Origin of the sequence: Kangiella sp. HZ709, from assembly GCF_009674675.1 — a bacterium.
Classification (GTDB): domain Bacteria; phylum Pseudomonadota; class Gammaproteobacteria; order Enterobacterales; family Kangiellaceae; genus Kangiella.
The window spans coordinates 1,228,779-1,252,042 of record NZ_WKJC01000001.1; the positions used below are offsets into that span (position 1 = coordinate 1,228,779).

General features: G+C 40.3%; 26 protein-coding genes. 15 read left to right on the forward strand and 11 right to left on the reverse strand.

Features of this window, described 5'->3' with window-relative positions; all coding sequences use genetic code 11:
* From pdxA to GJS41_RS05635, 6 genes are all read left to right on the forward strand, one after another.
* Positions 1–1,017, forward strand: coding sequence for a 4-hydroxythreonine-4-phosphate dehydrogenase PdxA (pdxA, locus tag GJS41_RS05610; protein WP_154246315.1), 1,017 nt, complete (start codon positions 1–3; stop codon positions 1,015–1,017).
* An 18-nt stretch (positions 1,018–1,035) separates the two neighbouring features.
* Complete coding sequence (gene rsmA, locus GJS41_RS05615; protein ID WP_154246316.1) at positions 1,036–1,860, forward strand: 16S rRNA (adenine(1518)-N(6)/adenine(1519)-N(6))-dimethyltransferase RsmA; 825 nt, start codon at positions 1,036–1,038, stop codon at positions 1,858–1,860.
* 112 nt (positions 1,861–1,972) lie between these two features.
* The gene (locus GJS41_RS05620) at positions 1,973–2,266 is read left to right on the forward strand and encodes a PilZ domain-containing protein (protein ID WP_154246317.1); all 294 of its coding nucleotides are present in this window, start codon (positions 1,973–1,975) and stop codon (positions 2,264–2,266) included.
* A gap of 262 nt (positions 2,267–2,528) precedes the next feature.
* On the forward strand, positions 2,529–4,685 hold the full coding sequence (locus GJS41_RS05625; RefSeq protein ID WP_195758348.1) for a S8 family serine peptidase: 2,157 nt from the start codon (positions 2,529–2,531) through the stop codon (positions 4,683–4,685).
* Positions 4,686–4,821: 136 nt separating this feature from the next.
* Positions 4,822–5,463 (forward strand): orotate phosphoribosyltransferase, encoded by a 642-nt coding sequence (gene pyrE / locus GJS41_RS05630; protein ID WP_154246318.1) that lies wholly within the window; start codon positions 4,822–4,824, stop codon positions 5,461–5,463.
* Between the two features lie 3 nt (positions 5,464–5,466).
* Positions 5,467–6,438, forward strand: a complete 972-nt coding sequence (locus GJS41_RS05635; protein ID WP_370515635.1) for a hypothetical protein — start codon at positions 5,467–5,469, stop codon at positions 6,436–6,438.
* Positions 6,439–6,488: 50 nt separating this feature from the next.
* Here GJS41_RS05635 and slmA read toward each other — a convergent pair whose 3' ends face one another.
* Genes slmA through coaBC form a run of 3 tightly spaced genes read right to left on the reverse strand, consistent with a single transcriptional unit; the run spans position 6,489 to position 10,708 of the window.
* A complete protein-coding gene (slmA, locus tag GJS41_RS05640; protein ID WP_154246319.1) occupies positions 6,489–7,076 on the reverse strand; it encodes a nucleoid occlusion factor SlmA in 588 nt (195 codons plus the stop codon).
* A gap of 14 nt (positions 7,077–7,090) precedes the next feature.
* A complete protein-coding gene (locus tag GJS41_RS05645; RefSeq protein ID WP_154246320.1) occupies positions 7,091–9,466 on the reverse strand; it encodes a phosphomannomutase/phosphoglucomutase in 2,376 nt (791 codons plus the stop codon).
* 42 nt (positions 9,467–9,508) lie between these two features.
* Positions 9,509–10,708: a bifunctional phosphopantothenoylcysteine decarboxylase/phosphopantothenate--cysteine ligase CoaBC gene (gene coaBC / locus GJS41_RS05650; protein ID WP_154246321.1), complete on the reverse strand. Its 1,200-nt coding sequence runs from the start codon at positions 10,706–10,708 to the stop codon at positions 9,509–9,511.
* A 139-nt stretch (positions 10,709–10,847) separates the two neighbouring features.
* On the opposite strand from coaBC, the gene radC reads away from it, so the two are divergent.
* The 9 genes from radC to GJS41_RS05695 all read left to right on the forward strand — a co-directional run bounded on the left by radC (position 10,848) and on the right by GJS41_RS05695 (position 15,806).
* Positions 10,848–11,522 carry a DNA repair protein RadC gene (gene radC, locus GJS41_RS05655; protein ID WP_154246322.1) on the forward strand — a complete coding sequence of 225 codons (675 nt, stop codon included), beginning with the start codon at positions 10,848–10,850 and terminating at the stop codon, positions 11,520–11,522.
* A gap of 177 nt (positions 11,523–11,699) precedes the next feature.
* Positions 11,700–11,936: a 50S ribosomal protein L28 gene (gene rpmB, locus GJS41_RS05660; RefSeq protein ID WP_154246323.1), complete on the forward strand. Its 237-nt coding sequence runs from the start codon at positions 11,700–11,702 to the stop codon at positions 11,934–11,936.
* An 11-nt stretch (positions 11,937–11,947) separates the two neighbouring features.
* Positions 11,948–12,103 carry a 50S ribosomal protein L33 gene (gene rpmG, locus GJS41_RS05665; RefSeq protein ID WP_154246324.1) on the forward strand — a complete coding sequence of 52 codons (156 nt, stop codon included), beginning with the start codon at positions 11,948–11,950 and terminating at the stop codon, positions 12,101–12,103.
* A 340-nt stretch (positions 12,104–12,443) separates the two neighbouring features.
* Positions 12,444–12,698, forward strand: coding sequence for a hypothetical protein (locus GJS41_RS05670; protein WP_154246325.1), 255 nt, complete (start codon positions 12,444–12,446; stop codon positions 12,696–12,698).
* Between the two features lie 6 nt (positions 12,699–12,704).
* Positions 12,705–13,514 (forward strand): bifunctional DNA-formamidopyrimidine glycosylase/DNA-(apurinic or apyrimidinic site) lyase, encoded by an 810-nt coding sequence (gene mutM / locus GJS41_RS05675; RefSeq protein WP_154246326.1) that lies wholly within the window; start codon positions 12,705–12,707, stop codon positions 13,512–13,514.
* 99 nt (positions 13,515–13,613) lie between these two features.
* A complete protein-coding gene (locus tag GJS41_RS05680; protein ID WP_154246327.1) occupies positions 13,614–14,027 on the forward strand; it encodes a biopolymer transporter ExbD in 414 nt (137 codons plus the stop codon).
* Positions 14,028–14,176: 149 nt separating this feature from the next.
* The gene (locus GJS41_RS05685; RefSeq protein ID WP_154246328.1) at positions 14,177–14,593 is read left to right on the forward strand and encodes a biopolymer transporter ExbD; all 417 of its coding nucleotides are present in this window, start codon (positions 14,177–14,179) and stop codon (positions 14,591–14,593) included.
* 68 nt (positions 14,594–14,661) lie between these two features.
* Positions 14,662–14,970 (forward strand): DUF3301 domain-containing protein, encoded by a 309-nt coding sequence (locus tag GJS41_RS05690; protein WP_154246329.1) that lies wholly within the window; start codon positions 14,662–14,664, stop codon positions 14,968–14,970.
* Complete coding sequence (locus tag GJS41_RS05695; protein ID WP_154246330.1) at positions 14,967–15,806, forward strand: S1 RNA-binding domain-containing protein; 840 nt, start codon at positions 14,967–14,969, stop codon at positions 15,804–15,806. Before GJS41_RS05690 ends, GJS41_RS05695 begins: the two co-directional genes overlap by 4 nt.
* Positions 15,807–15,839: 33 nt before the next feature.
* On the opposite strand, the gene GJS41_RS05700 is transcribed toward GJS41_RS05695, so the two are convergent.
* The 8 genes from GJS41_RS05700 to hemE form a co-directional block, all read right to left on the reverse strand.
* Positions 15,840–16,592: a patatin-like phospholipase family protein gene (locus tag GJS41_RS05700; RefSeq protein WP_154246331.1), complete on the reverse strand. Its 753-nt coding sequence runs from the start codon at positions 16,590–16,592 to the stop codon at positions 15,840–15,842.
* Between the two features lie 63 nt (positions 16,593–16,655).
* Positions 16,656–16,919: a YfhL family 4Fe-4S dicluster ferredoxin gene (locus GJS41_RS05705; protein ID WP_154246332.1), complete on the reverse strand. Its 264-nt coding sequence runs from the start codon at positions 16,917–16,919 to the stop codon at positions 16,656–16,658.
* Positions 16,920–17,005: 86 nt separating this feature from the next.
* Positions 17,006–17,488 (reverse strand): pantetheine-phosphate adenylyltransferase, encoded by a 483-nt coding sequence (coaD, locus tag GJS41_RS05710; protein WP_154246333.1) that lies wholly within the window; start codon positions 17,486–17,488, stop codon positions 17,006–17,008.
* Positions 17,489–17,553: 65 nt separating this feature from the next.
* Entirely contained in the window at positions 17,554–19,101 is a 1,548-nt protein-coding gene (locus GJS41_RS05715) for a GMC family oxidoreductase (protein WP_154246334.1), read from the reverse strand.
* Between the two features lie 3 nt (positions 19,102–19,104).
* Positions 19,105–19,671 (reverse strand): hypothetical protein, encoded by a 567-nt coding sequence (locus GJS41_RS05720; protein ID WP_154246335.1) that lies wholly within the window; start codon positions 19,669–19,671, stop codon positions 19,105–19,107.
* Positions 19,671–21,059 (reverse strand): coniferyl aldehyde dehydrogenase, encoded by a 1,389-nt coding sequence (locus GJS41_RS05725; RefSeq protein ID WP_154246336.1) that lies wholly within the window; start codon positions 21,057–21,059, stop codon positions 19,671–19,673. The genes GJS41_RS05720 and GJS41_RS05725 overlap by 1 nt, the downstream gene beginning before the upstream one ends.
* Before the next feature lie 81 nt (positions 21,060–21,140).
* The gene (locus GJS41_RS05730) at positions 21,141–22,130 is read right to left on the reverse strand and encodes a hydrolase (protein ID WP_370515636.1); all 990 of its coding nucleotides are present in this window, start codon (positions 22,128–22,130) and stop codon (positions 21,141–21,143) included.
* A gap of 11 nt (positions 22,131–22,141) precedes the next feature.
* Complete coding sequence (hemE, locus tag GJS41_RS05735; RefSeq protein ID WP_154246337.1) at positions 22,142–23,209, reverse strand: uroporphyrinogen decarboxylase; 1,068 nt, start codon at positions 23,207–23,209, stop codon at positions 22,142–22,144.
* Positions 23,210–23,264: the final 55 nt, after the last annotated feature.

Sequence of the window (23,264 nt, forward strand, 5' to 3'; positions counted from 1 at the left end):
ATGGCTTTCGCTAAAATTTTAATAACCGCTGGTGAGCCAGCGGGAATTGGGCCTGAACTAGTAGTTAAGCTAGCTCAAAAACCTCAAACTGAACACTTAATTGTAGCTGCCGACCGTGAGCTTTTAACTCAAACAGCTGAAGATTTACAACTCCCCCTAGAGCTAATAGATTATAATACTGATAATCCTCCTAACAACGAGCAACCATTAGGAAGAGGTCAACTCTATATTATTCATCATTCGCTGGCAGAAACTAGCATTGCTGGTCAGTTGAACACGAAGAACAGTAGCTACGTTATTGAAACTCTTACAACTGCGGCGAAGATGGCACAAAAGAAACAGGTTGATGCTATTCTGACGGCGCCAGTACACAAAGCTATTCTTAACCAAGCATTTACAGAAACATCAAGCGAGATCTACTTTTCTGGCCATACCGAATTTTTTGCCCAAAAAGCCAACATTGATCAAGTGGTCATGATGTTAGCCACCGAAGGCCTACGAGTTGCACTAGTTACAACCCATCTGCCTTTAAAGGATGTTTCGGAGTCTATTACTCGAGATAAACTAACCAGTGTGATACGTATTTTAGACGAAGAGCTGCAAAGCAAATTCGGCATCCAAGAACCCAAAGTATTGGTATTAGGCTTAAATCCTCATGCGGGTGAGTCTGGCTTATTAGGTCAAGAAGAGTTGGATATTATTGAGCCCGTTTTAAATCATTTAAACAAATCCATTCGAAGTGAGCTAATAGGTCCGGTTCCTGCTGATACCGCTTTTTCGCCTCAACTTTTACAGAAAGTTGATGCCGTCTTAGCTATGTACCATGATCAAGGGCTGCCTGTATTAAAGTTTAAAGGGTTTGGCAACGCTGCTAATATTACACTAGGCCTGCCGTTCATTCGTACATCAGTGGATCATGGCACCGGTTTGGATATAGCAGGTCAAAATCGAGCATCTTTAGGCAGTATGGAGTACGCTCTCGAAGTTACTCTAGATTTAATTCATGCTCGCAATTAATAAAAAGCAATAGAATTTATGGCTAAAAAAAACTCTTCCATTGTCCAAGGTCATCAGGCTCGTAAGCGCTTTGGCCAGAACTTTTTGTCTGACAACTTCTACATTAACCGAATAGTTGATTCTATCGCTCCTACTGACACTGACTTTATGGTTGAAATTGGCCCTGGTTTGGGCGCAATCACCGAATTACTGATCTCTAAAGTTAAACAGCTAGATCTAGTCGAATTAGATAAAGATTTAATCCCTAGACTTGAAGACAAATTTGCCACTGCAAATAACTTACAAATTCATCATAGTGATGCCTTAAAGTTCGATTTCTCATCACTAACTCAAACAAGCACTAACGATAGCACTTCTAAGCTCAGAATCGTCGGCAATTTACCTTATAATATTTCTACTCCACTGATTTTTCACTTATTAAACTTCCGTGCCGAGATAAAAGATATGTATTTTATGTTGCAAAAAGAAGTGGTTGAAAGGATTTGTGCAAAACCCAATACTAAGGCTTATGGCCGCTTGAGTGTTATGACCCAATACTACTGTGAAACTGAAATGCTGTTTACAGTACCACCAGGAGCTTTCCAACCTGCGCCAAAAGTGGATTCAGCCATCATCAAGTTAAGCCCGAAAGCGGAATCCCTTTTGACCGCTACAGATACTAAATTGTTAGCTGAAGTAGTTACTTCTAGTTTTAATCAAAGACGAAAAACCATCCGCAACAATTTAAAGAAGTATCTTACCGATGATCAGCTCGAAAGCTTATCCATTGATCCATCTGTTCGCCCAGAAACTTTACCCATTGAAAACTTTATTAGTATCGCTAACTGGTTAGCAAAACATTAGAACCGTTTTAAAATGCTTTACATATTAGGTCCCAATTATTATATTTTTAATTGGAAGTAGTAAATATCAGCCTTATCAAGGCTCTATAGGAATCATTAAGAAAGGAAATCGTATGAGCTCAGCACCAGAAAACGGCACCGACAATGCCCGTCGCTTTAATCGAGTCAATATTAATTTGCCTGTTGCAATACGCCAAGAAAACTCACAAGTATTCTTATCCGAAAGTTTGGATATATCAGAAGGTGGGGTATTGGTACGAAACAAAGAAGGCGCAAAGCTAGATGAAGGCGAAGTGGTTAAAGTTCATATTGACGGCATTCTGGGTGAAGACCAATCGAAAATGGTGCTGCATGAAATGAAAGTCATTCGCATAGAAGAAAACATTATCGCTCTAGAGTTTTTATAATCCTCACCTACAAACTGTATAAATTTCAACCAATCCATTATTTTTTCTAATCCTTCTTATAAAACCTGTTAGCTATATTTGTCACTATTTGTAGGAGTGTGATCCAGTTCACACTTTGAAACTGTTGGTGCTGTATATTCCACCAGTCGCATTTCTAAAACACAAGACAAGCACAACTAAATTATATAAGTGCAAGAATAAGTGGATATGTGATTTGAGGCATTCGCCTCGGGGTAGTCTCTAAATCTTAGGAGTTAACAACATGAAAAAACCTTTTAATAAGGCTATAGCGCCTTTGGCTGTATCTTGCGCATTAGCAGCAACTTCTGCAGTAGCAAATCAAGAAAGAAATTTCGAAAACCAAATTAACGATAGAGTTAATGCCATTAAAGCTAAACAAGAAATGGGCTTTGGCTTAATCATTAAAAAGTCAGGCGTTCAAGCAAATTCAAAAGCTATGCAATCAATGGCAAACAGCAATGCGGTAGAAAAGCTCAGTGCTGTTTTAGGCTCGAAAGCCAAACATAAACGTTTTATGTTTAACGGTGCGCAAGTATTAGATTTTGATAATGGAATGAAGCCAGTTTCAGAACTAAGACGCATGGCAAATGAATTAATGGCATCTGATCCTACATTAGATATCAGCCTCAATCTTCCAATGTACGCTCTTTTAACTCCTAACGATACTCATTACGGTGTTCAGTGGCACTACTCTGACGCCACTGGCGGCATTAATGCGCCAGCAGCATGGGATATCACTAATGGCTCAGGTGTTCGCGTAGCGGTACTTGATACTGGCTATCGCCCACACGCTGATTTAGCAGCCAACATTATTGGCGGTTATGACTTCGTATCTAACTCAGCCTCAGCTCGTGACGGTAATGGCCGTGACTCAAATGCTGAAGATGAAGGCGATTGGGTAGCAACTGCGAACGAATGTTATCAAGGAAGCCAAGCAAGCAACTCAAGCTGGCACGGTACTCACGTAGCAGGTACGGTTGCTGCTGTAACTAATAATAACACTGGTGTTGCTGGTGTTGCCTTTGGTGCAAAAGTTGTTCCAGTACGTGTATTAGCTAAATGTGGTGGCTCAACTGCTGATATTGCAGACGCTATCGTATGGTCTGCAGGTGGCTCAGTATCAGGTGTTCCAACAAACCCTAACCCAGTGAAAGTTATTAATATGTCACTTGGCGGTGGTGGTTCATGTCAAAGCGTTACCCAAAGCGCTATCAACTCAGCTCGTTCAAATGGTGCTGTAGTTGTTGTTGCTGCTGGTAACTCAAATGCAAACGCTTCTGGCTTTACTCCTGCTAGCTGTAGCGGTGTAATCAATGTTGCTGCCACAGATCGCAATGGTAATCGTGCAACATACTCTAACTTCGGTTCAAGTATCGATGTTGCAGCTCCAGGCGGCATGGGCGGCGCTGATGGCGTAGCTTCAACTATGGACTCTGGTACTACTACTCCAGCTGGCGATACTTATGCATATAATGCTGGTACTTCGATGGCAGCTCCTCACGTTGCAGGTGTTGCTGCGTTAATGTTTGCAGTTAATCCAGACTTAACTCCTTCAGAAGTAGAAACTATTTTAAAGGACACTACTCGTTCATTCCCTTCTGGCTCTACTTGTTCGACATCAAATTGTGGTACAGGTATTGTTGATGCTGAAGCTGCAGTTTTAGCAGCGCAAGGTAATGGTGGCGGTGGTAACCCTCCTCCAACAGGTGACGGCGTATTAGCTAAAGGCGTAGCAAAAACTGGACTTTCTGGTGCAGCTGGCTCTGAGCAATTCTTCACTATCGATGTTCCTGCTGGTGCAACTGGCCTGAGCTTTACTATGAGTGGCGGAACAGGTGATGCTGACCTTTACACTCGTCGTGGTGCTAAACCAACTACTTCAACTTACGATTGCCGCCCATACAGAACTGGTAATTCAGAAACGTGTACTGTGGCAAGTCCTGCAACTGATACATACCACGTCATGATTCGTGCTTACAGCGCGTACTCAGGTGTTAGCTTAGTAGCTGACTACACTGAAGCTAGCGGTGGCGGCGGTGGTGGCGGTAGTGCTACTGAAACTGTAACTAACAACACTAACGTTAACATTTCTGATAACACTACAGTGTCTAGTTCAGTTTTAGTTGAGAACCGTACCAGCATCGGTAGTATAGATATCAAAGTAGATATTAAGCACACTTATAAAGGTGACCTACAAGTTAAGATCGTAGCTCCAGATGGTAAGTCTGCAACGTTACATAACCGTACAGGCGGAAGTGCTAACGATATCAACCAAACGTTCACCATAAACGCTAGCTCGGTTAGCAACAGTGGTAACGGTACTTGGAAATTGGAAGTTAACGACAACGCTAACGGCGATACTGGCTACATTGATAGCTGGACTTTAACCTTCAAGTAGTCATCTTCTGATTACAATAAACAAGAAAGCGACTCAATAGAGTCGCTTTTTTTTGCCTTTAATTTAAGGCCATTAAAGGATACTATCTCTTATATCATTAAGAGTAGATTCAGTTAGGCTTTAGTAAAATATCACCATGTTAGATTATCAACGTCACTTCATTGAGTTAGCACTATCGAAAAATGTGCTCAAGTTCGGCGAATTCACCCTAAAATCAGGTCGAATTAGTCCCTATTTTTTTAATACTGGCCTATTTGATAGTGGCTACGATCTCGCTCAACTAGGTCGTTGTTACGCTCAAACTATGGTGCAAAAAGAACTCGCTTTCGATATTATTTTTGGTCCTGCGTATAAAGGAATACCTTTGGTTAGTGCTGCTTCCATTGCATTGTCAGAACAACACCAAATCAACAAACCCTACAGCTTCAACCGTAAAGAAAAAAAAGACCATGGTGAAGGTGGCTCTATTGTAGGTAGTGCACTTTCAGGAGACGTTCTAATTATCGATGACGTTATATCTGCAGGCACGGCAATTCGCGAGTCAATCGATATCATTAAAGCCAATGGAGCTAATCCTGTTGGCGTTTTAATTGCTTTGGATCGCCAAGAAAAAGGGCAAGGTGATTTATCTGCAGTACAAGAGGTCGAAAGAGATTATAAAATACCAGTACACTCCATCGTCCAACTAGCCGATTTAATTAGCTATCTGGAGCAAGATCCCAATCTGGCATCCTTTTATGATAAGGTAGTAGCGTACCGTAACCAGTATGGAGTTTAGTTTGTGAAGAAGATTTTTCTTGTATTGTTAAGCACGATCTTACTACTAGCATCTAGTAGCTTATCCGCCAAAAACTATTACCGCTATACTGATGCTGATGGCAAATTAGTCGTGAAAGACTATTTGCCTACAGAAGCAGTAAAAGTGGGCTATGACATTATTACTGAAACTGGTCGTTTAGTAGAAAAAGTACCAGCCGCTTTGACCAGAGAGCAACGCATTGCAGAAAGTATTCGACAAGAACAATTGAAGTTACAAGCCGACAAGCGTCGAAAAGAACGTCAAAAAGATACCCTATTATTGCGCCAATACTCGACGGTAGATGATATTGAACGTACTAAAAAGTCTCAAACTTCTACTTTGAACATCAATCTAAGAATTATTGCTAATCACACCAATTCGTTAAAACGTAAACTGCAAGAGCAAGAAAAGCGGGCGGCAGATTACGAACGACAAGGTAAAGCAGTACCAGAAATGACCTTGCATGAAATAGCAGCTATAAAAACACAAATTTCAGCTAATAATGATTCTGTTGAGCGTTACGAGTCTCAAATTGCCAATATTGACCAGCAGTTCCAGAAAGATCGAATTCGCTTCCAAGAATTAAAAGCCGAATTATTTGTAGAAAATTCATTACGTGACGTCAATGATATAGACGTTCAAGACATTTACGATTGTGCAGATAAAATAAGTTGTGATAAAGCATGGAGCTACGCGCAGATTTTCGCCTTAGAAAATGCAACCCACGCCCTATCTATCGTAACCAATACTTTAATTGTCAGTAAGAAACCGAGAGCCGATAATGAGATTGGGTTAACTATCACTAGAGTTCCTCAGAAAAATGAAGTGGAAGCTATGAATATTGTGATAAATGTTAACTGCAATCCTAGCGAAGAAGGTAGAAAGCTTTGTCAGAGTAATGAAGTTATAGCAATCAAACAGAAGTTTATCGATTATCTTTCTGCTAACTCATAACCATCATTATTATCTTTAGAGCAAAAGTGTTAGTCGCTTACAAATAGCGACTAACAAATTTTTCTTAATAACTGCCACTCTTCTTCCCAATTTGCCAGTGGCGACTGTAAAAAATTAGTTCTAACGTACTGCTGAATACGGCCCTCTGTAAACGCCATCAAGATATTAGCCCTACTGGCCACATCAGGAATGTACTTTTGTCCTGACGCAACCTCTGCCTGACGAAACTGCTGCTTAATATGGGTTTCAATACGATTAAATAACTGACTTATACGGCCTCTAAGACGCTCATGTTCACCCGTTAGTGCTTCGCCCGTTAGCATACGACTAATACCGGGATTTCTACCTGCAAAAGTTAACAACAGTGTAATGATTTTTTGGCACTGCTCTTCTAGATCTGAGATTTCTTTTGATATCATATTGATCCGAGAAAACATTTCCTGCTCTGCAAAATCAATTAAACCTTCAAACATTCTTGCTTTGCTAGGAAAGTGACGATAAAGCGCCGCTTCAGAAACACCGACTTCTTTGGCCAGCTTAGAAGTCGTAATCCTTGCACCAGGTTCTTTTTCTAACATTAAAGCCAAAGACTGGAGGATTTGCTCTTTTCGTTTGCTGTTATTTTTTTTAATAGTCATCTAGTCTCATCTCTTTAGAAATTTACTTTTAGCTTTGGTGCCACAATACTTAACTGTTCTTTTAATACATTTTTCATTCGCTCTAAAGCCGCTTCATTATCAGCTTCAAACTTCACCACCACACTTGGAGTAGTATTTGATGCTCGTATCAAGAACCAGCCTTGCTCATATTCGGCTCTGATGCCATCAATACTATTAATATTAGCTCCCTCAAAAGTTACCTTAGAGGAAAGTGCATCTATCAATTTGAACTTAACTTTATCAGGCACAGGCAAATTAATTTCTTGTGATGAAAAACCTTCCGGGAAACCAGCAAAAATATCAGCCGAAGAGCGTGTGTCTCTGGCGATCAACTCTAAGACTCGCGCAGCAGCATAAATGGCGTCATCAAATCCATTCCAGCGCTCTTTAATATAGACATGACCGCTGCCTTCACCACCTAATAACGCGCCCGTCTCGCGCATTTTAGCTTTCATCAAAGAGTGCCCCGTTTTCCACATTACTGGCATCCCTTGGTTTTCCTTAATAACGTCAGCAAGATAACGGCTACACTTAACATCAAACAATACTTCTGCGCCAAAATTTCGAGACAGAACGTCCGCTGCAAGTAGCATCATGACACGATCGGTCCAAATGATTTTACCACTCGAATCTACCACTCCTAAGCGGTCACCATCGCCATCAAATGCAATACCTAAGTCCGCACTCTCAGACTGGACCATCTCAATAAGATCTTGCAAATTTTCAGCTTTGTTAGGATCAGGATGATGATTAGGGAAGTTACCATCAATTTCTGTGTGCAAAGCTAAGACTTCGCAACCTAAAGCTTGCAAGAGTCGCGGCAATAAATTTCCAGTAACACCATTACCACAATCAACTGCTACTTTTAATGGCTTTTCCAGTGTTATATCAGAGACTAATTTTTCTAAGTAGTTTTGTTCAAATTCAAGCTCTTTTCTGCTGCCTTTTCCACTTAAGAAATCATTTTCTTTTATGCGAGTATAAAGCGCCTTAATATCACGGCCATAAAGAGTATCTTCTGCTAATACAATTTTTAATCCGTTATGTTGTGGAGGATTATGGCTGCCGGTCAGCATTACAGCTGAACGAACCTTTAAAGCGCCAATAGCAAAATATAAAACTGGTGCTGGGACCAACCCTAAATCAACCACATCACGCCCACTTGAGATTAACCCCTCAATTAATGCATGGTGCAATTGCGGACTAGAAATACGGCCGTCTCTAGCAACTAATATCTTTTGCTCTCCACGTGCATAAGCCTCACTACCAATAGAACGCCCGAGGGCATAAACAATATCTTCATTTAAAGTTTTCCCCACCTCTCCGCGGATATCGTACTCTCTGAAAATCTCAGGATTTATTTTCTCGGCTAACTGCAATAAATCGATATCAAAAGTGATTCCTTTCGGCTCGGACTTTTCTTCCAATGCCGCTGCAACGGCTTCTATAGCTTCAGCTGACTCTTCTTCGGTTTCATGCACACGACGATAACTGGCCGCTAGCTCATTGAAAAAATCCACTTGATAATTCGATGGCATCTTATTTTTTGCAATACCTTGAATAAAGCTTCTTGCTTCTGATTTTAAACTTGTTTTTAACGATAGGAACGGCAGTAAGGCAGCTACCACTAAAGCTGCTAATGCTAATAAAATAATTAATAGTGGCAATAAATAATTTGCAGAGAAGGCATTGTTTTCTTGGAACACTGCTATCGACCAATTCGCACCAAATCTTTCAGACTCTGCCAAGGGTTTTGCGCCAGACGCATTTGGTTTACTAGAACTAATTAAATGATTACCAGTATCAAAATGCTGTAACAACTGAAATTCGATGAAATTCTGTTGATTGCCAAAGAAACGGGCAAAACCTTTAGGGTCAAAAGCAATTAAATATATCTTGTCACTAGAAGCAGAAGCAAAAGCCACATGGTCTGGATTCCCATTATTCAATATCAATTCCGGGTTAGCTCTTTTACCCTCAGAGGCCTGGCGCAAGAGCTCTAAGGTCATATGGGTAACGATTGGAGTTGAATCTTTATCTACTTCTAGCTCGCCTTTTAAACGACTAGTAACGGCGGAAACCTCTGGGTAACTGGCCTGTAACGCCGAGAGTATCGCCGCCTCATCAGCCTCTTCTTTTATCGTTTCATCGATATCCTTTTGAATAGTTTCTAACTGTTGATTAACTTGTTGCGCCTTTTCGTTCACAGTGCTTTGCAAATAAAAGCCTGCCTGCTCTTTTAACGGTTGCTGATATCCCCAAAAGTAAAAAGCCACTGCCGATATCAATAGCAATACCGCACCGATGGCAAACGCTGGTATAAAAAAACTAATTAAACTTCTACCCTTTCCTGATTTTGAATTCGCCATATTTTCTTCCTCTTGTATTACGGCTTCGTCATTTCACTTTTACTATCTGACACTATTAATTAATTCCACTAACTCTAAGCTCAACTCACTTTTTAGCATTGGTCCTAATGGATACATTTCTATTTGATCTTTGATCAAATGAAATACTCTTAATTCGTTATGATCGCTTGAAAAACCTATATCTGTTCGACTAACGTCATTTGCGCAAATCATCTCGATACCTTTGCGCTGCATTTTTGCTTTAGCGTATTCATCCACGTTCTGAGTTTCTGCAGCGAACCCTACGCAATAGCAACTCCTATTAGTTGCTACCCATTTTAAAATATCAGGGTTTTGCTCTAGCTCTAAAGATAAACCTGAATCAGCCTTCTTCTTCATTTTTTGCTCAGAAATATCTTTTGCTCGATAATCTGAAACTGCTGCACAAGCAATGAAAACATCCGCCTTATCAGTTGTTTCTGTCACTGCATCTAACATGCTTTGCGCTGATTCAACCATTAGTCGCTGGACACCGTTCGGCGCGGATAAAGAAACAGGACCAGAAACTAAAGTCACTTTAGCTCCTAAATCAGCAGCAGCCTTGGCAATTGAATAGCCCATTTTTCCAGAGCTACGATTGGTTAAAAATCTTACCGGATCAATTTTCTCAACCGTTGGGCCCGCGGTTATGACCCAATGCTGACCTTTAAGCGGTTTATGGTTAAAAAAAGTGTCCACTTTTTGCGCGATATCAAGAGGCTCAATCATTCGACCTAACCCCACATCACCACAGGCTTGCTCGCCTGAGGCAGGCCCCCAGATATGCATTCCTCTTTTGCTCGCCGTTTGGATATTGTCTTGAGTAGCGGCATTCGCCCACATCTGTTGATTCATAGCCGGAACCAAGGCTATGGGTTTTGCGCTAGCCACACATAAAGTGGAGAGTAGGTCATTGGCCATACCAACGGTTGCCCGCGCAATAAAATCAGCACTGGCTGGAGCGATCACAATCAAGTCCGGCCATTTGGCCAACTCTATATGCCCCATAGCTGCTTCTGCACTAGGGTCAAGCAGGTCATCGTGCACTGGGTTGCCAGATAAAGCTTGTAGGGTTAATGGTGTGATAAATGCTTTAGCGCCTGAGGTCATAACCACGCGCACTTCAGCGCCAGCTTTTACCAACTGACGGCACAAATCTGCCACTTTATAAGCCGCAATACCCCCAGTTAAGCCCAGTAAAATTTTCTTTTGGCTTAAATTCATCCTAAATTGTTGATTTGGTTCACATTGATGGCATTAGTTTACGCCTTTACCTACACAATTTGTAGCGTTCGGAGCAAATACTCGCTAACTATAATTTTGTATTCTTTTCTTTTACCAAAGCATATAAAAAGGAATGAGTATGAGAATCATGGAGTGGCCAAGTAGTGAGCGTCCACGAGAACGCCTATTGACGCAGGGTGCAGCTAATTTATCCGATGCAGAGTTATTAGCAATCTTTCTAAGAACCGGTACAAAAAAGCTCAATGTGGTGGATTTAGCGCGTTATTTATTACACGATTTTCGAGGAATCAAACCATTATTGGAAGCCGATTTTAAAACATTTAATAGCTATCCTGGACTAGGATCTGCCAAATTTTGTCAATTGCAGGCCTGCCTAGAGCTTTCTAAGCGCTATTTAGAGCAGTCCTTTGAGCTTGAGCAAGCATTCACTAACCCAGGTCAAGTTCAACTTTATCTAAAAAGCCTGTTATCCAACAAACAAAGAGAGCATTTCTACTTATTATTACTCAATAACCAAAACCAACTGATCCGCAGTAAATTACTCTTTAAAGGCACCATCAATAGCGCCGAAGTTCACCCTAGAATTGTTGTAGAGTCAGCCTTGAATAATCATGCTTCGGCAGTAATTTTTGCCCATAATCATCCTAGTGGAGTGGCGTCGCCGAGCGATTCTGATATAAGCCTTACCCAGCAACTAAAAAAAGCATTAAAATTGGTTGATATTCGCACGCTTGATCATATAATCGTCGCCCACTCCAAGACCTATTCTTTCGCTGAACACGGACTCATATAGACCGATAGAATAGTCATCTTGTAGCAATCACCGTAACAAAGCGGTGAAATCGCGTATTTCTAGCTAAAATCATTGCTTATAACAGCCGATTTTGGTATAAAGTGCGCCCTAATTTGCAGTATCGTCTTAAAAATACCAATTAAGGCGAGATTTAAGGTTATTTTTTGGAGGCTAATCATGGCTAAAGTTTGTCAGGTAACTGGTAAGCGCCCAGTGACAGGTAACAATGTGTCACACGCTAAAAACCGCACTAAGCGTCGTTTTTTACCAAATTTACACTCACACCGTTTTTGGGTTGAGTCTGAGAACCGTTTCGTGAAACTACGCGTTTCTGCGAAAGGTATGCGCATCATCGACAAGAAAGGTATCGATGCTGTATTAGTTGATGTTCGTAAAGCCGGACACAAGGTATAAGGAGCTAAATCATGCGTGATAAAATTCGTTTAAATTCTAGCGCTGGTACAGGTCACTTCTATACCACTGACAAGAACAAGAAAAACATGCCTGGTAAAATGGAGATCAAAAAGTTTGATCCTGTTGTACGCAAGCACGTAATGTACAAAGAAGGCAAAATTAAGTAATTCATTGGTTTAAACCTTAAATTACTACAGCCTCCATGTAGATTGAAAAGCCCAGCATTTGCTGGGCTTTTTGTTCTTAAATCATTAATATTATATTGCTTCTGGCTTATTAATTAATAACTACAATTATCACTATGGAAGATATCCCTAAAAATATAGAATTAGAAAAGCTACCAGGCTCAAGAGTTAACGGAAACCGCACAATGTACTTTCGCGATCAAATAATCTATTCGCCAAATAAGGAGTACTTTGCTTTAGCTTATTCCATTAATGAGGTTAGCAATGGAAATGAAGTAGGTTTTTTATCTTGGGGGGAAATGCCGAGATATTTGAACTTCCAATGAAGGTTTTTGCTTCTTGCTGGCGCTCACCATGGTGTAAGTGGATTTCAAATGATACATTTGCCTTTAAAGCCCAAAGGTACTTCAATAATAAAGTTAATATTCCAATCGTTATCTTTAATGTTAATAGGGGTTTTGCAATCCTTCCTGAATCAAACGAGCCTAATAATTGGTTTGATGATCAAGTTATTACCGATTTAGACTATACTGCTTATACAGATATAGAATTGTTCAATAAAGTAATAAATAGCTAACTTTTTATGCCAGAATTACCAGAAGTCGAAACCACCAAAAAAGGTTTAGAGCCTTTTATTCTTAATTCCAAAGTTAAAGCGGTGAATATTCACTTTAAGACTTTGCGTTGGCCTATTGCGCAAGAAACTAAGTCAATCGAAGGCTTAAAAAGCATTGAATTAGAGCGCCGAGCTAAATATCTGTTATGGCATTTTAAGCATGGAACGGTGGTAATGCATTTAGGTATGTCAGGTGCTATGCGGATCGTTTCAGCTAAAGAGCCTTTGCAGAAACATGATCACTTTGAAGTGATTTTCGCTAACGGCAAAGCATTACGCTTTAACGACCCACGTCGTTTTGGCGCGGTTTTATGGCAAGCCAAAGACGAATCATTAGAATTATTAGATAACCTTGGTCCAGAACCATTAACCGATGAATTTAATACCGACTACCTGCAACAATCTTTGTCTAAACGAAAAAGCGCCATTAAAAACGCCATAATGACTAATCAAGTGGTAGTTGGCGTTGGCAATATCTACGCATCTGAAGCGCTTTTTATAGCAGGTATAAAGCCGATGGCTGTCGCCAATAAAGTCAGCAAACCGCGATTAGCTAAGCTAGTCGATGCCATAAAACAAGTCTTGGCCAAAGCCATTAAAGAAGGTGGTACGACATTAAAAGACTTTACACAAACCGATGGTAATCCTGGCTATTTCGCACAACAGTTGAATGTCTATGGCCGTGATGGAGAAGAATGCTTTCAATGCGACTCCACTATCAAACGTAAAGTTATTGGGCAGCGAGCCAGTTACTATTGCGGAAATTGCCAGCGTTAATTCGGTCTTGATTGGATCTGGCGCCCTCCCTGGCCTACTGGACAGACCAGCTACCAGGTGTTAATGTGAAATTGACATTCACAGAAGAAGGAGAACGCCATGTTAAGTAAATTCTTACGTCGCCGCCAAGATAACTCTAGTGAAAAAAACGTCGATATGACGCCCATGTTGGATATTGTCTTTATCCTGCTCATTTTCTTTATTGTCACCACCAGCTTTACCAAGGAAAACGGATTGCAATTAAACCGTCCAAGTACGAGCCCTAACCCTTGCCTAGAGAATTGTCCTAAGCCAATGCTGCTGTCTATAAACGCTGAGGATATCGTTACTATGGATAATCGTATTATTGATGCTGAGTCTATTAGCGCTAACTTGCAGGCAAAACTAGCAGATGACCCACGTTCAGGCTTAATTATTAAAATTCATAATAATGCCTCTAACCAAGCTTTATTAACCGCGGTAGATCAGGCGAAATCTGTTGGTATTAGTAGGCCAACTGTCAGCCGCTGGTAGTAATCTTAATTCATTGGAGCTAAGTCCAGTTTTTACTTTGAAAACTGGACTTTTTTCACTAGATCGCCTTTAATGTGTCGGCTACAATGTATTGATGAACGAATTTTGATGTTTGAAATTTACAAATGTCATAAGCGGTAGGAATTAAAATGAGAAGAAGACATAGAGAAGACGAAGATACTAATATTGATATGACGCCGATGCTCGACATCGTATTCATCATGTTGATTTTCTTCATTGTAACTACCTCTTTTATTAAAGAAGAAGGTATCGGCTTAAAGCGTCCAAGTAACACGCCTCCGAATCAAGAAAAAACTGAAGATCCGCCAAAAGTGGTTACCATTACTATTAATCATGAAAATCAAATTAGTATGGATGACCGTATTATTGATTCTGAAAGAATTGGCGCGAACATCGAAGCAAAATTAGCTGAAGACCCTCGCTCTCCAGTATTGATTCGCGTACACAATGATGCGCTTAACAATTCATTATTATCTGCTGTTGACCAAGCACGAGCTGCAGGGGTTGACGAGAAAAAAATTACAGTTGCTCGAATGACCAACTAAATTGGTATTATATAAAAAGGCGGCTTCAAGCCGCCTTTTTTGATTCTAGCTATTAAGTACTTATTTTTATGGACCAACTACTCATTATTCTGACCGCAGCTTTAGCTGTAGGATTCTATTTTTATAATTCGAGAATTCGCGAAGCAGCACATCGTGCCGCGATTAACGCCTGTAAAGAGTCGAATGTGCAAAATCTTGACGGCTATGTCTCTTTGAAAAAGATTTACTTTGGTAGAAATCCTGAAAACCAATTGCGCTTTTTAAAACGCTATCAATTTGAATTCGCGACTACCGGTTCTAAGCGTTATATTGGACATATCATTATGCAAGGCAAGCATCCAATTATTGTCGAAATGGAGTCAACTGAAGAGCTATGAGCCAATCAATTCAACTAGGCAAATATAATCGTTTGCAAGTGCTAAGCTCAAACGAATACGGACTTGATCTTGGGTTCTCTGTTCAAGATAAAGTGTTATTACCTAATCGTTATGTTGAAAAATCCATGCTTCAGGAAGATTGGTTAGATGTATTTGTATACCTTGATTCGGAAGATCGTCCTACTGCTACGACTGAAAACCCATTTGCTCAAGTGGGCCAATTTGCTTTTTTACAGTGCGTTGAAGTCAATCGTATTGGTGCATTCCTTGATTGGGGACTACCAAAAGATTTATTAGTGCCATTTGGACAACAATTTCAGCCGCTACAACCAGGGCGCTCTTACTTAGTTTATTTGTACATAGATAATGCCAGTCAGCGTTTAGTCGCCACTACTAAACTGGATAAACATCTGGATAAATCGCCTGCTAGTTTTTCTAAAGGACAAGAAGTAAAAGCCGTTGTGCGACGTAAAACTGATTTAGGCTATTTGTGCATCATCAATAACAGTCACTCAGCACTACTATTTAAAGATCAAACCATTAAGCATTTAAAAGTTGGGACGGAACTGAAGGCTTACATTCGTGAAGTCAGAAGTGACGGTAAAATTAATTTATCTTTAAACAAAGGGGCCATTCAAGCGAAAGATAAACTGGCTTCGGAGATTTTATCAGAGCTTGAAGACAACAATGGCTTTTTACCTTTAAACGATAAAAGCGCACCTGAAGACATTTATCGTAATTTCCAAGTCAGCAAAGCTGTTTTCAAAAGAACTATCGGGCTTCTGTACAAAGAGCGAAAAATTCGAATTGAAAGCGATGGTATCTATCGGCTTTAATCAATTCAACGTCTAAGCCATATGTTCTATCAGTTAGCCTGCAATATAGATATTATTATCCAGCAGCTCCATATTTAAAGCTCTGCGCATAGCAAAATAAGCGCGTTGGTATGCTTCTTGCCCTACATCCAGTTTAGTTGGACCTGAACGAGGTAAGTCATATATGGCTAAAGACGCTAAATTTTCTCTTTTTGGAATCTGGATAGATGGGGCATCTTTATTACGCCAAGAAGATTTCGAGGCAATATGATGAAAAAAGATTCTTTCGCCTTTTTTCGCAGAAGCCAATGCCGGTCTATCTTTTAAGCCGCCATCTAAGAATTTATAGTCATCAATTTCTATCGGTTGAAACATTAAAGGAATAGCGCAGGATGCGTAAATTGCCGGACCCAAGGCACCCGAATTTAAAGATAGAGTTTGCTTTGAACGGATATCGTAAGCCGACAGTGCTAAAGGTATTTGACACTCTTCAAAGGTTTCAACTGGAAGAATATCCGTTAGTTTATCTCTGAACTTTTGACCTTTTAATAAGCCTAAGCCGAAACCGGGATCCCAAAAGTCTTGGCGTTTTAAATCAAATAAGATATTTCTCAGATCGATTGAATTAATACCAGCAGCCCAACAGGCTCCAGCCAAAGCCCCTGAGCTAGCGCCCATCACTCGCCTTGGCATTAACTTCTCTTCTTCCAAAACGGTCAAGATACCTGTATGGGCAAAGAAACCAAAAAAGCCTGAAGAGAGAGTTAAACTAAACTCTTCTTGTCTTAACCAATCTATTAATTTCATAGTAAAAGCATTATCTATTGATATAAAAAAAGCGGCAGCGCCGCTTAATATTTATACTTAAAGTTACACCTCAACAAAGGGTAACCCTGTCAGCTTTTCGTATTTGACGATAAGTTGCTCTTGAGACTCTTCATTGTCTTCATCCAGCGGAATACAGTCTACAGGGCATACTAATTGGCATTGTGGTTCATCATAATGACCAACACACTCGGTACATTTACTGGTATCTATCTCGTAGATTTCTTCACCCTGATAAATGGCTTCGTTTGGACATTCAGGTTCACAAACATCGCAATTGATGCACTCATCGGTAATTTTTAATGCCATAAAGCTTCAAACTTCTCTTTTTAATATTAAATAATATAACTCAATCATTATCGCCGATTTATTCCAAAAATTCGAGCGCTTATAGTTCAATCCTTAAACTTCTGCTGCAATGCCTCTCCAACGCTAGGGTGAACAAAAGCCCTAATATCACCGCCGAGAGAAGCAACCTCTCTGACTAATGAAGAAGAAATATAAGAATAATTTTCAGATGGCGTTAAAAAGATAGATTCTAATTCTGGAGCCAAATGGCGGTTCATGTTGGCCAATTGAAATTCGAATTCAAAATCTGATACCGCGCGAATACCACGCAAAACTCCTATTGCATTTTGTTGCCGGGCAAAATCGACTAATAAACCCGTAAAGCCTTCTACCTCTACTTGTTTATTCTCGGCAAAAATTCCTTTGGCCATAGCCACTCTTTGCTCCAAACTGAAAAGTGGCTTTTTATTTGGGTTATAAGCTACCGCAATCACTACCTTATCAAACATACGACAGGCTCGCTTCACAAGGTCAATATGACCATTAGTGATAGGATCAAAGGTCCCTGGATATAAAACGGTTTTACTCATAAGGCATCAAGTGTTTTTTAATGAACTGCTATTTTACTGAAATTCTAATATTTTGACCAATGGCTTTATGCTTGCAATTGTCCAGATAAATTCGTTGCTAGTTTTGCCACTAATCCATAAATCGATAATTGGGGGTTGGCACCAATACTGGTTGGAAAAATCGATCCATCAAAAATATGCAACCCTTCTAAATGACGGAACTTACCCTCTTCATCGACAACCGAGATTTTTTCATCTGTCCCCATGCTATTACCGCCCATGACATGGGCGCTAAAAACTAGCGTTTTCAACTTCTGCATAGGTAACTCTTGAATGGCTTTTTTCGCCGACTGCCAGCTCTTGTATGGCTTAGCATCCAAGTGAGTAGGAATAACCTCTTTGGCTCCCGCGACAAACTGTAACTCTGCCATGGCAAGAAAGGCTTTACGAGCGGCATCCCAAAGGTAATCGTTTAGTTGATAATCTAATTTTGGATAACCATATTTATCCAAAATAACTTCCCCACCCTCACTATTTTGGGAGAAACCGTCTCTTAAGATAGCCAATGTACCTTGTTGGTATGGGAATTTTTCAAATAACTTGAAATGCTCATTGCCAAACTGGCTCAACACCGTGGAAACTAATGAAGGATGCAATGGTGCCGCTTCTATTTTAAAACCCATAGAGTTGTCTTTCGGCCATAAAAATTCATCAGAATAAATAGATTGAGGAGCCCCCGCGTAACCATTTACTTTGTCAGCCATTAAAGCCGCGGAAACCACCACTGGATGCAAAAATGTTCGCTTGCCAACTCGCTGATAAGGATCAGGAACTTTTGAGCGTAGCAATACTGCTGGAGAGCCAATTGATCCCGCGCTTAAAATAGTATGTTTAGCGCGTACTTTAATCTTTTGATTCGAACTAGGTTTTGAATTAAGCCCAACCGGTATCACTTCGCAGCCAATAACTTTCTCCTTTTCAATTAAAAGTTTATCCACTTTTGCTTGGTACAAAACCTGAGCGCCTAATTTCTTTGCTGCCGGTATAGTAGTCACCATCATCGACTGCTTCGCATTTAGTGGGCAACCCATTCCGCAATAGCCTAAGTTAGCGCAATCTTTCACATTCCTGGATATAGTTTCAAAATGCCAGCCTAGTTTTTCAGCGCCACTTTGCAATATTTTATTATTGGTGTTTGCTGGAATTTTCCATGGCTCTATATTCAGGCGTTGCTCCATTTTGGCAAACCACGGCGCCATTTTTTTATGGCTATGCTTCTTTAAAGAAAACTCATTCCCCCAAAAATCTAAAGTTTTTTCTGGTGTTCTAAAACTGGTAGTCCAATTAACCACCGTTGAACCGCCAACACTTCTACCTTGCAAGATATTAATCGCCTTGTCTTTTGTTTTCCGTGCTGCAGACTCCTGATAAAGCATAGGGTAGGCATCGCTTTCCTGCATTTTAAAATCGCGACCAGTTAAGTAAGGCCCCTCTTCAATGATGAGCACCTTAAAGCCTGCTTGCGCCAAAATCTCGGCAGAGACGCCGCCACCTGCACCGCTGCCAATAATAGCCACATCAGCTTCTATAACTTTTTGCTTATAGTCATTGGCGTTTATTGATTGTTTGTCCATAAGTCAGAGTTCGAATTTTTGATAGAAACTATCGGTTAAGTTCATTTGGGGAGGGCCAGGATAACCAATAGCCTTCCAGCTTTGCGGTTGCGCATAAAAAGCACCCATAACTATTTGATGTAAGCCCATATAACCTGAACGTAATAAACTCATAAAGCTGGTTCGCCAATCATTCAGAAATTCAGTAACCGCTATTACATTTGCACTAGACCAACTGGACCAAACGCCAGCAAAGTAAGCTCGGCCTAATTGATTACCCAATAAATCGAACAGCTGGCGCAATTCATCCTGACTAGATTGAGTCACAAAATCTATGGCCTTATCAATCTGTTGCATCAAGTGTAATGCAAAATCTTTCTCTTCTAGTTTCTTTAATGCCTGTCCCAACATCGCTGGAATAATCGCAAACAAAACATACCGGTCATTCAATGTTAAGAACTGATAGTCGTATGAATCACCTTCTATTAATTCCTGTGACTCGGATAATGACATCTGCCAAATTGAGACCCCAGTAACAGTTACTAAACTAGTAACTGCAGCACCTTTTAATATTTGGCGACGAGTTGCCATTAGCTGCCTCGCATAATTTTATATAGAAATTTTGCAAATTTAGAGTAAGGCGGATACATCAAGCGAGTGCCAGCCAACGCACTTTGTTTAAAAACACTTTTCGCTTTTGAAAAAGTTTTAAAGCCATCATAACCGTGATAATGACCCATTCCCGAATTGCCCACACCGCCAAAAGGCAGCGTTTCTTGACTGACATGAAGAATCACATCATTTAAAGTCACCCCACCTGAAATAGTATGAGTCAAAACTTTATTGATATTAGCTTTATTCTTACTAAAGAAATAAAGTGCTAAGGGTCTAGGATTATTATTCACATACTCAATAACTTCATCCAGATTTTGGTAAGTTACTATTGGCAATAAGGGGCCAAAGATTTCTTCTTTACGAATCAGCATCGATTCAAGGCTTTGAATAATTAACGCGGGTGACATTTTCCGGCCATCAGTTTTCTCTGCAGCATCATTATTTAAATAAACAATCTCACCGCCTTTATCTATTGCATCTTGCAATAGCGCCTCTTGTCTTTCGAACTGCTTATCAGAGTTTATAGCAGTATAATTTTCGCCGTTCCAATTAGGGTGATACTTTTGCGCCGCTTTTTTGCATGCATCTATAAAGTCTTGCTCTTTTCCCTTAGGCAGAAAAACATAGTCAGGGGCTAGACAAGTTTGGCCTGCATTGAGCAACTTACCAAACATAATTTTTTGAGCAGCATCATCGATAGAATAATTTTCATCAATAATGGTCGGTGACTTACCACCTAATTCCAGTGTTACAGGAGTTAAGTTTTCACTCGCCGCCTTCATGACCATTTTGCCCACGCGGTTAGAACCAGTAAACAATATATGATCGAATGGTAAGGCCGTAAACTCAGCTCCAACTTCAGGGCCGCCATTGATTACGGTAATCACTTCTTTAGAAAAATACTTTTCCACCAAAGTGGCAAATAATTCACTAAAATTTGGAGTGAACTCCGACAACTTAAGCATGCTTCGATTACCTGCGGCCAAAGCACATACCAAGGGGGCTACTGACATATAAAGTGGGTAATTCCAAGGTACCACCAAACCCGCCACACCTAATGGTTGATAAATAACTTTTGCTTTTGACGGTTGAAACCAAATGCTGACCTTACGTTTTTCCGGCTTCATCCAAGTCGACAAATTATTTTCAGCGTGCTTAATCGCTTTAACCGAGGGATAAATTTCTGCAATCTGAGTTTCAAAAGTAGCTCTGCCTGTAAAGTCCTTATCAATAGCTTCTATAATCATCTCTTCATTTTCAATGATTAATTTCTTGAGCTGTTGTAACCAACCTTTACGCTCATTAAAATCTGGAAATGGGGAAGCTTGATAGGCTTGCTTTATTGTTTTATATGAATTTTGCATAGCATTATTAGCAGTTTCTGGTCGAACCAGAATAGCAAACTTTGGACAAATTTAAAGTGATAAATTGTTAATTCGTAATAGCTAAGCTTTCACGAAACTAGAGAAAAATTCGAGTACCGAGTTTTCTAAGAAATAACTATAGCCCAATTTATTAGGATCGCTAACAAAACCCACATGACCGCCATTTTTAGACACCCTGACTTCCATATTTGCTGAGAGAGCTTCTTCATTAGGAATGATCTCTGGAGACATAAAAGGGTCATCTTCAGCATGTAATATAACCGTAGGAACTTGAATATCTCCTAAGAAGTATTTACTGGAACATTGACGATAATAATCATCAGCACTTTCAAAACCGTTTAACTTTGAGCTAATGCGCTCATCAAACTCTCTCATACCACTGATCAACCAAATATCTTTTGCGGTTAAATTTAAATGTTTCAGCAATTCCTCTGCGCTAAATTTACTCACTATTTTCTTTTTTAAAGTAGCCAGCAAATAATGTTTATAGATTTTGGAGAAGCCTTTATCGATGGAGTCGGCACAGATAGCCAAATCGAATGGCGTAGAAACAGCGAAAGCGGCTTCAATTAGAGTATCTTGTTTTATTTTACCTTGTTCACCTAACCACTTAAGTAACACATTAGCGCCTAAGGAATAACCCACTGCGAAAATTGGAGCTTGATTTAAGCTACCGCGTAAATAACCTATGACTTCTGCTAAATCTTCACTTCGACCAGCGTGATAAGTCTTTGTTAGGCGATTCATTTCGCCACTACAGCCGCGCCAATAAACCAACAGGCCGCGCCAACCCTTTTCTGCCAGTTGACTAAGCATGCGTCTTAAATAAGGAGAATCAAGGTTACCCTCTAAGCCATGCAGCAAAATAACGGTTGGCATGTCTGAATTTTTATTTAGCCAATCAAGATCAAGAAAATCTCCATCGCTCAGCTCTAGCCTTTCCCGCTCTAGCGCAGGCAAAGGCAACTTTGGAACCAAAGGGCTCCAAAAAGTCTGCAGATGTCGATTAGTTAACCACCAGGGAGGCTTAAATTCACTTTCTTTACGCACAATAGTTCTTTTTAATTATGATATTCAGGGCTGAGTTCGTGTACAGCTTTAATAAAGGCACCCGCATTTTCTGGATTAACCGTTTGATGGATGCCATGACCTAAGTTAAATACATGTCCGCTGCCTTGTCCATAACTTGCAAGAATTTTACTTACTTCTTCGCGAATTCTGTGCTCTGTTCCATATAAAATTGAGGGATCCATATTACCTTGAAGCGCTACTTTTCCTTGCACCTTGTTTTTTGCGTCTGCAAGATTCGTAGTCCAATCTACCCCTAAACAGTCGCAACCAGTTGCAGCCATTAAATCTAACCAGTCTCCAGCACCTTTAGTAAACAACGTCACAGGGATTTTTTGACCATCATATTCTCGTGTTAAGCCATCGACGATTTTTTGCATATATCGAAGAGAGAACTCTTGATAATCGCTAGGAGTTAATACACCTCCCCAAGTGTCAAAAATCATCAATGATTGTGCCCCTGCCGCTACTTGAGCATTCAGATACACAATTATAGAATCAGCTAATTTATCCAATAAGGCATGCATCGCCATCGGATCTTGATACATCAAACCCTTCACTAAAGAAAAGTTCTTAGTGCTAGCACCTTCTACCATGTAAGTGGCTAAAGTCCATGGACTGCCTGAAAAGCCGATAAGCGGCACATCACCCTTAAGTGCTTTACGGATCGTGCTCACTGCATCTGTAACATACTTTAGCTCCTGATTAGGATCTGGTATCGGCAGTGACTTAATCGCCGCCATATCTCTGACTGGGTTTTTAAATGCAGGACCTTCACCAGGTGTGAAATACAAGCCCATTCCCATAGCATCAGGAATAGTCAAAATATCTGAAAAGAGAATTGCCGCATCTAAGGGGAATCGTCTTAACGGTTGCAAGGTGACTTCGCAAGCCAATTCTGGATTAGTACACAAATCCATAAAACTCCCAGCTTCGGCTCTTAATTGGCGATACTCTGGTAAATAACGACCAGCTTGACGCATCATCCAAACAGGTGTGCGGTCAACCTCTTGACGTAAGCAAGCTTTAATATAACGATCATTTCTCAAAGGAATAGACATAGACAATAGTAAATTAACGGCTTGCGCGCATTATAGTTGGAAACCTTACTAAACG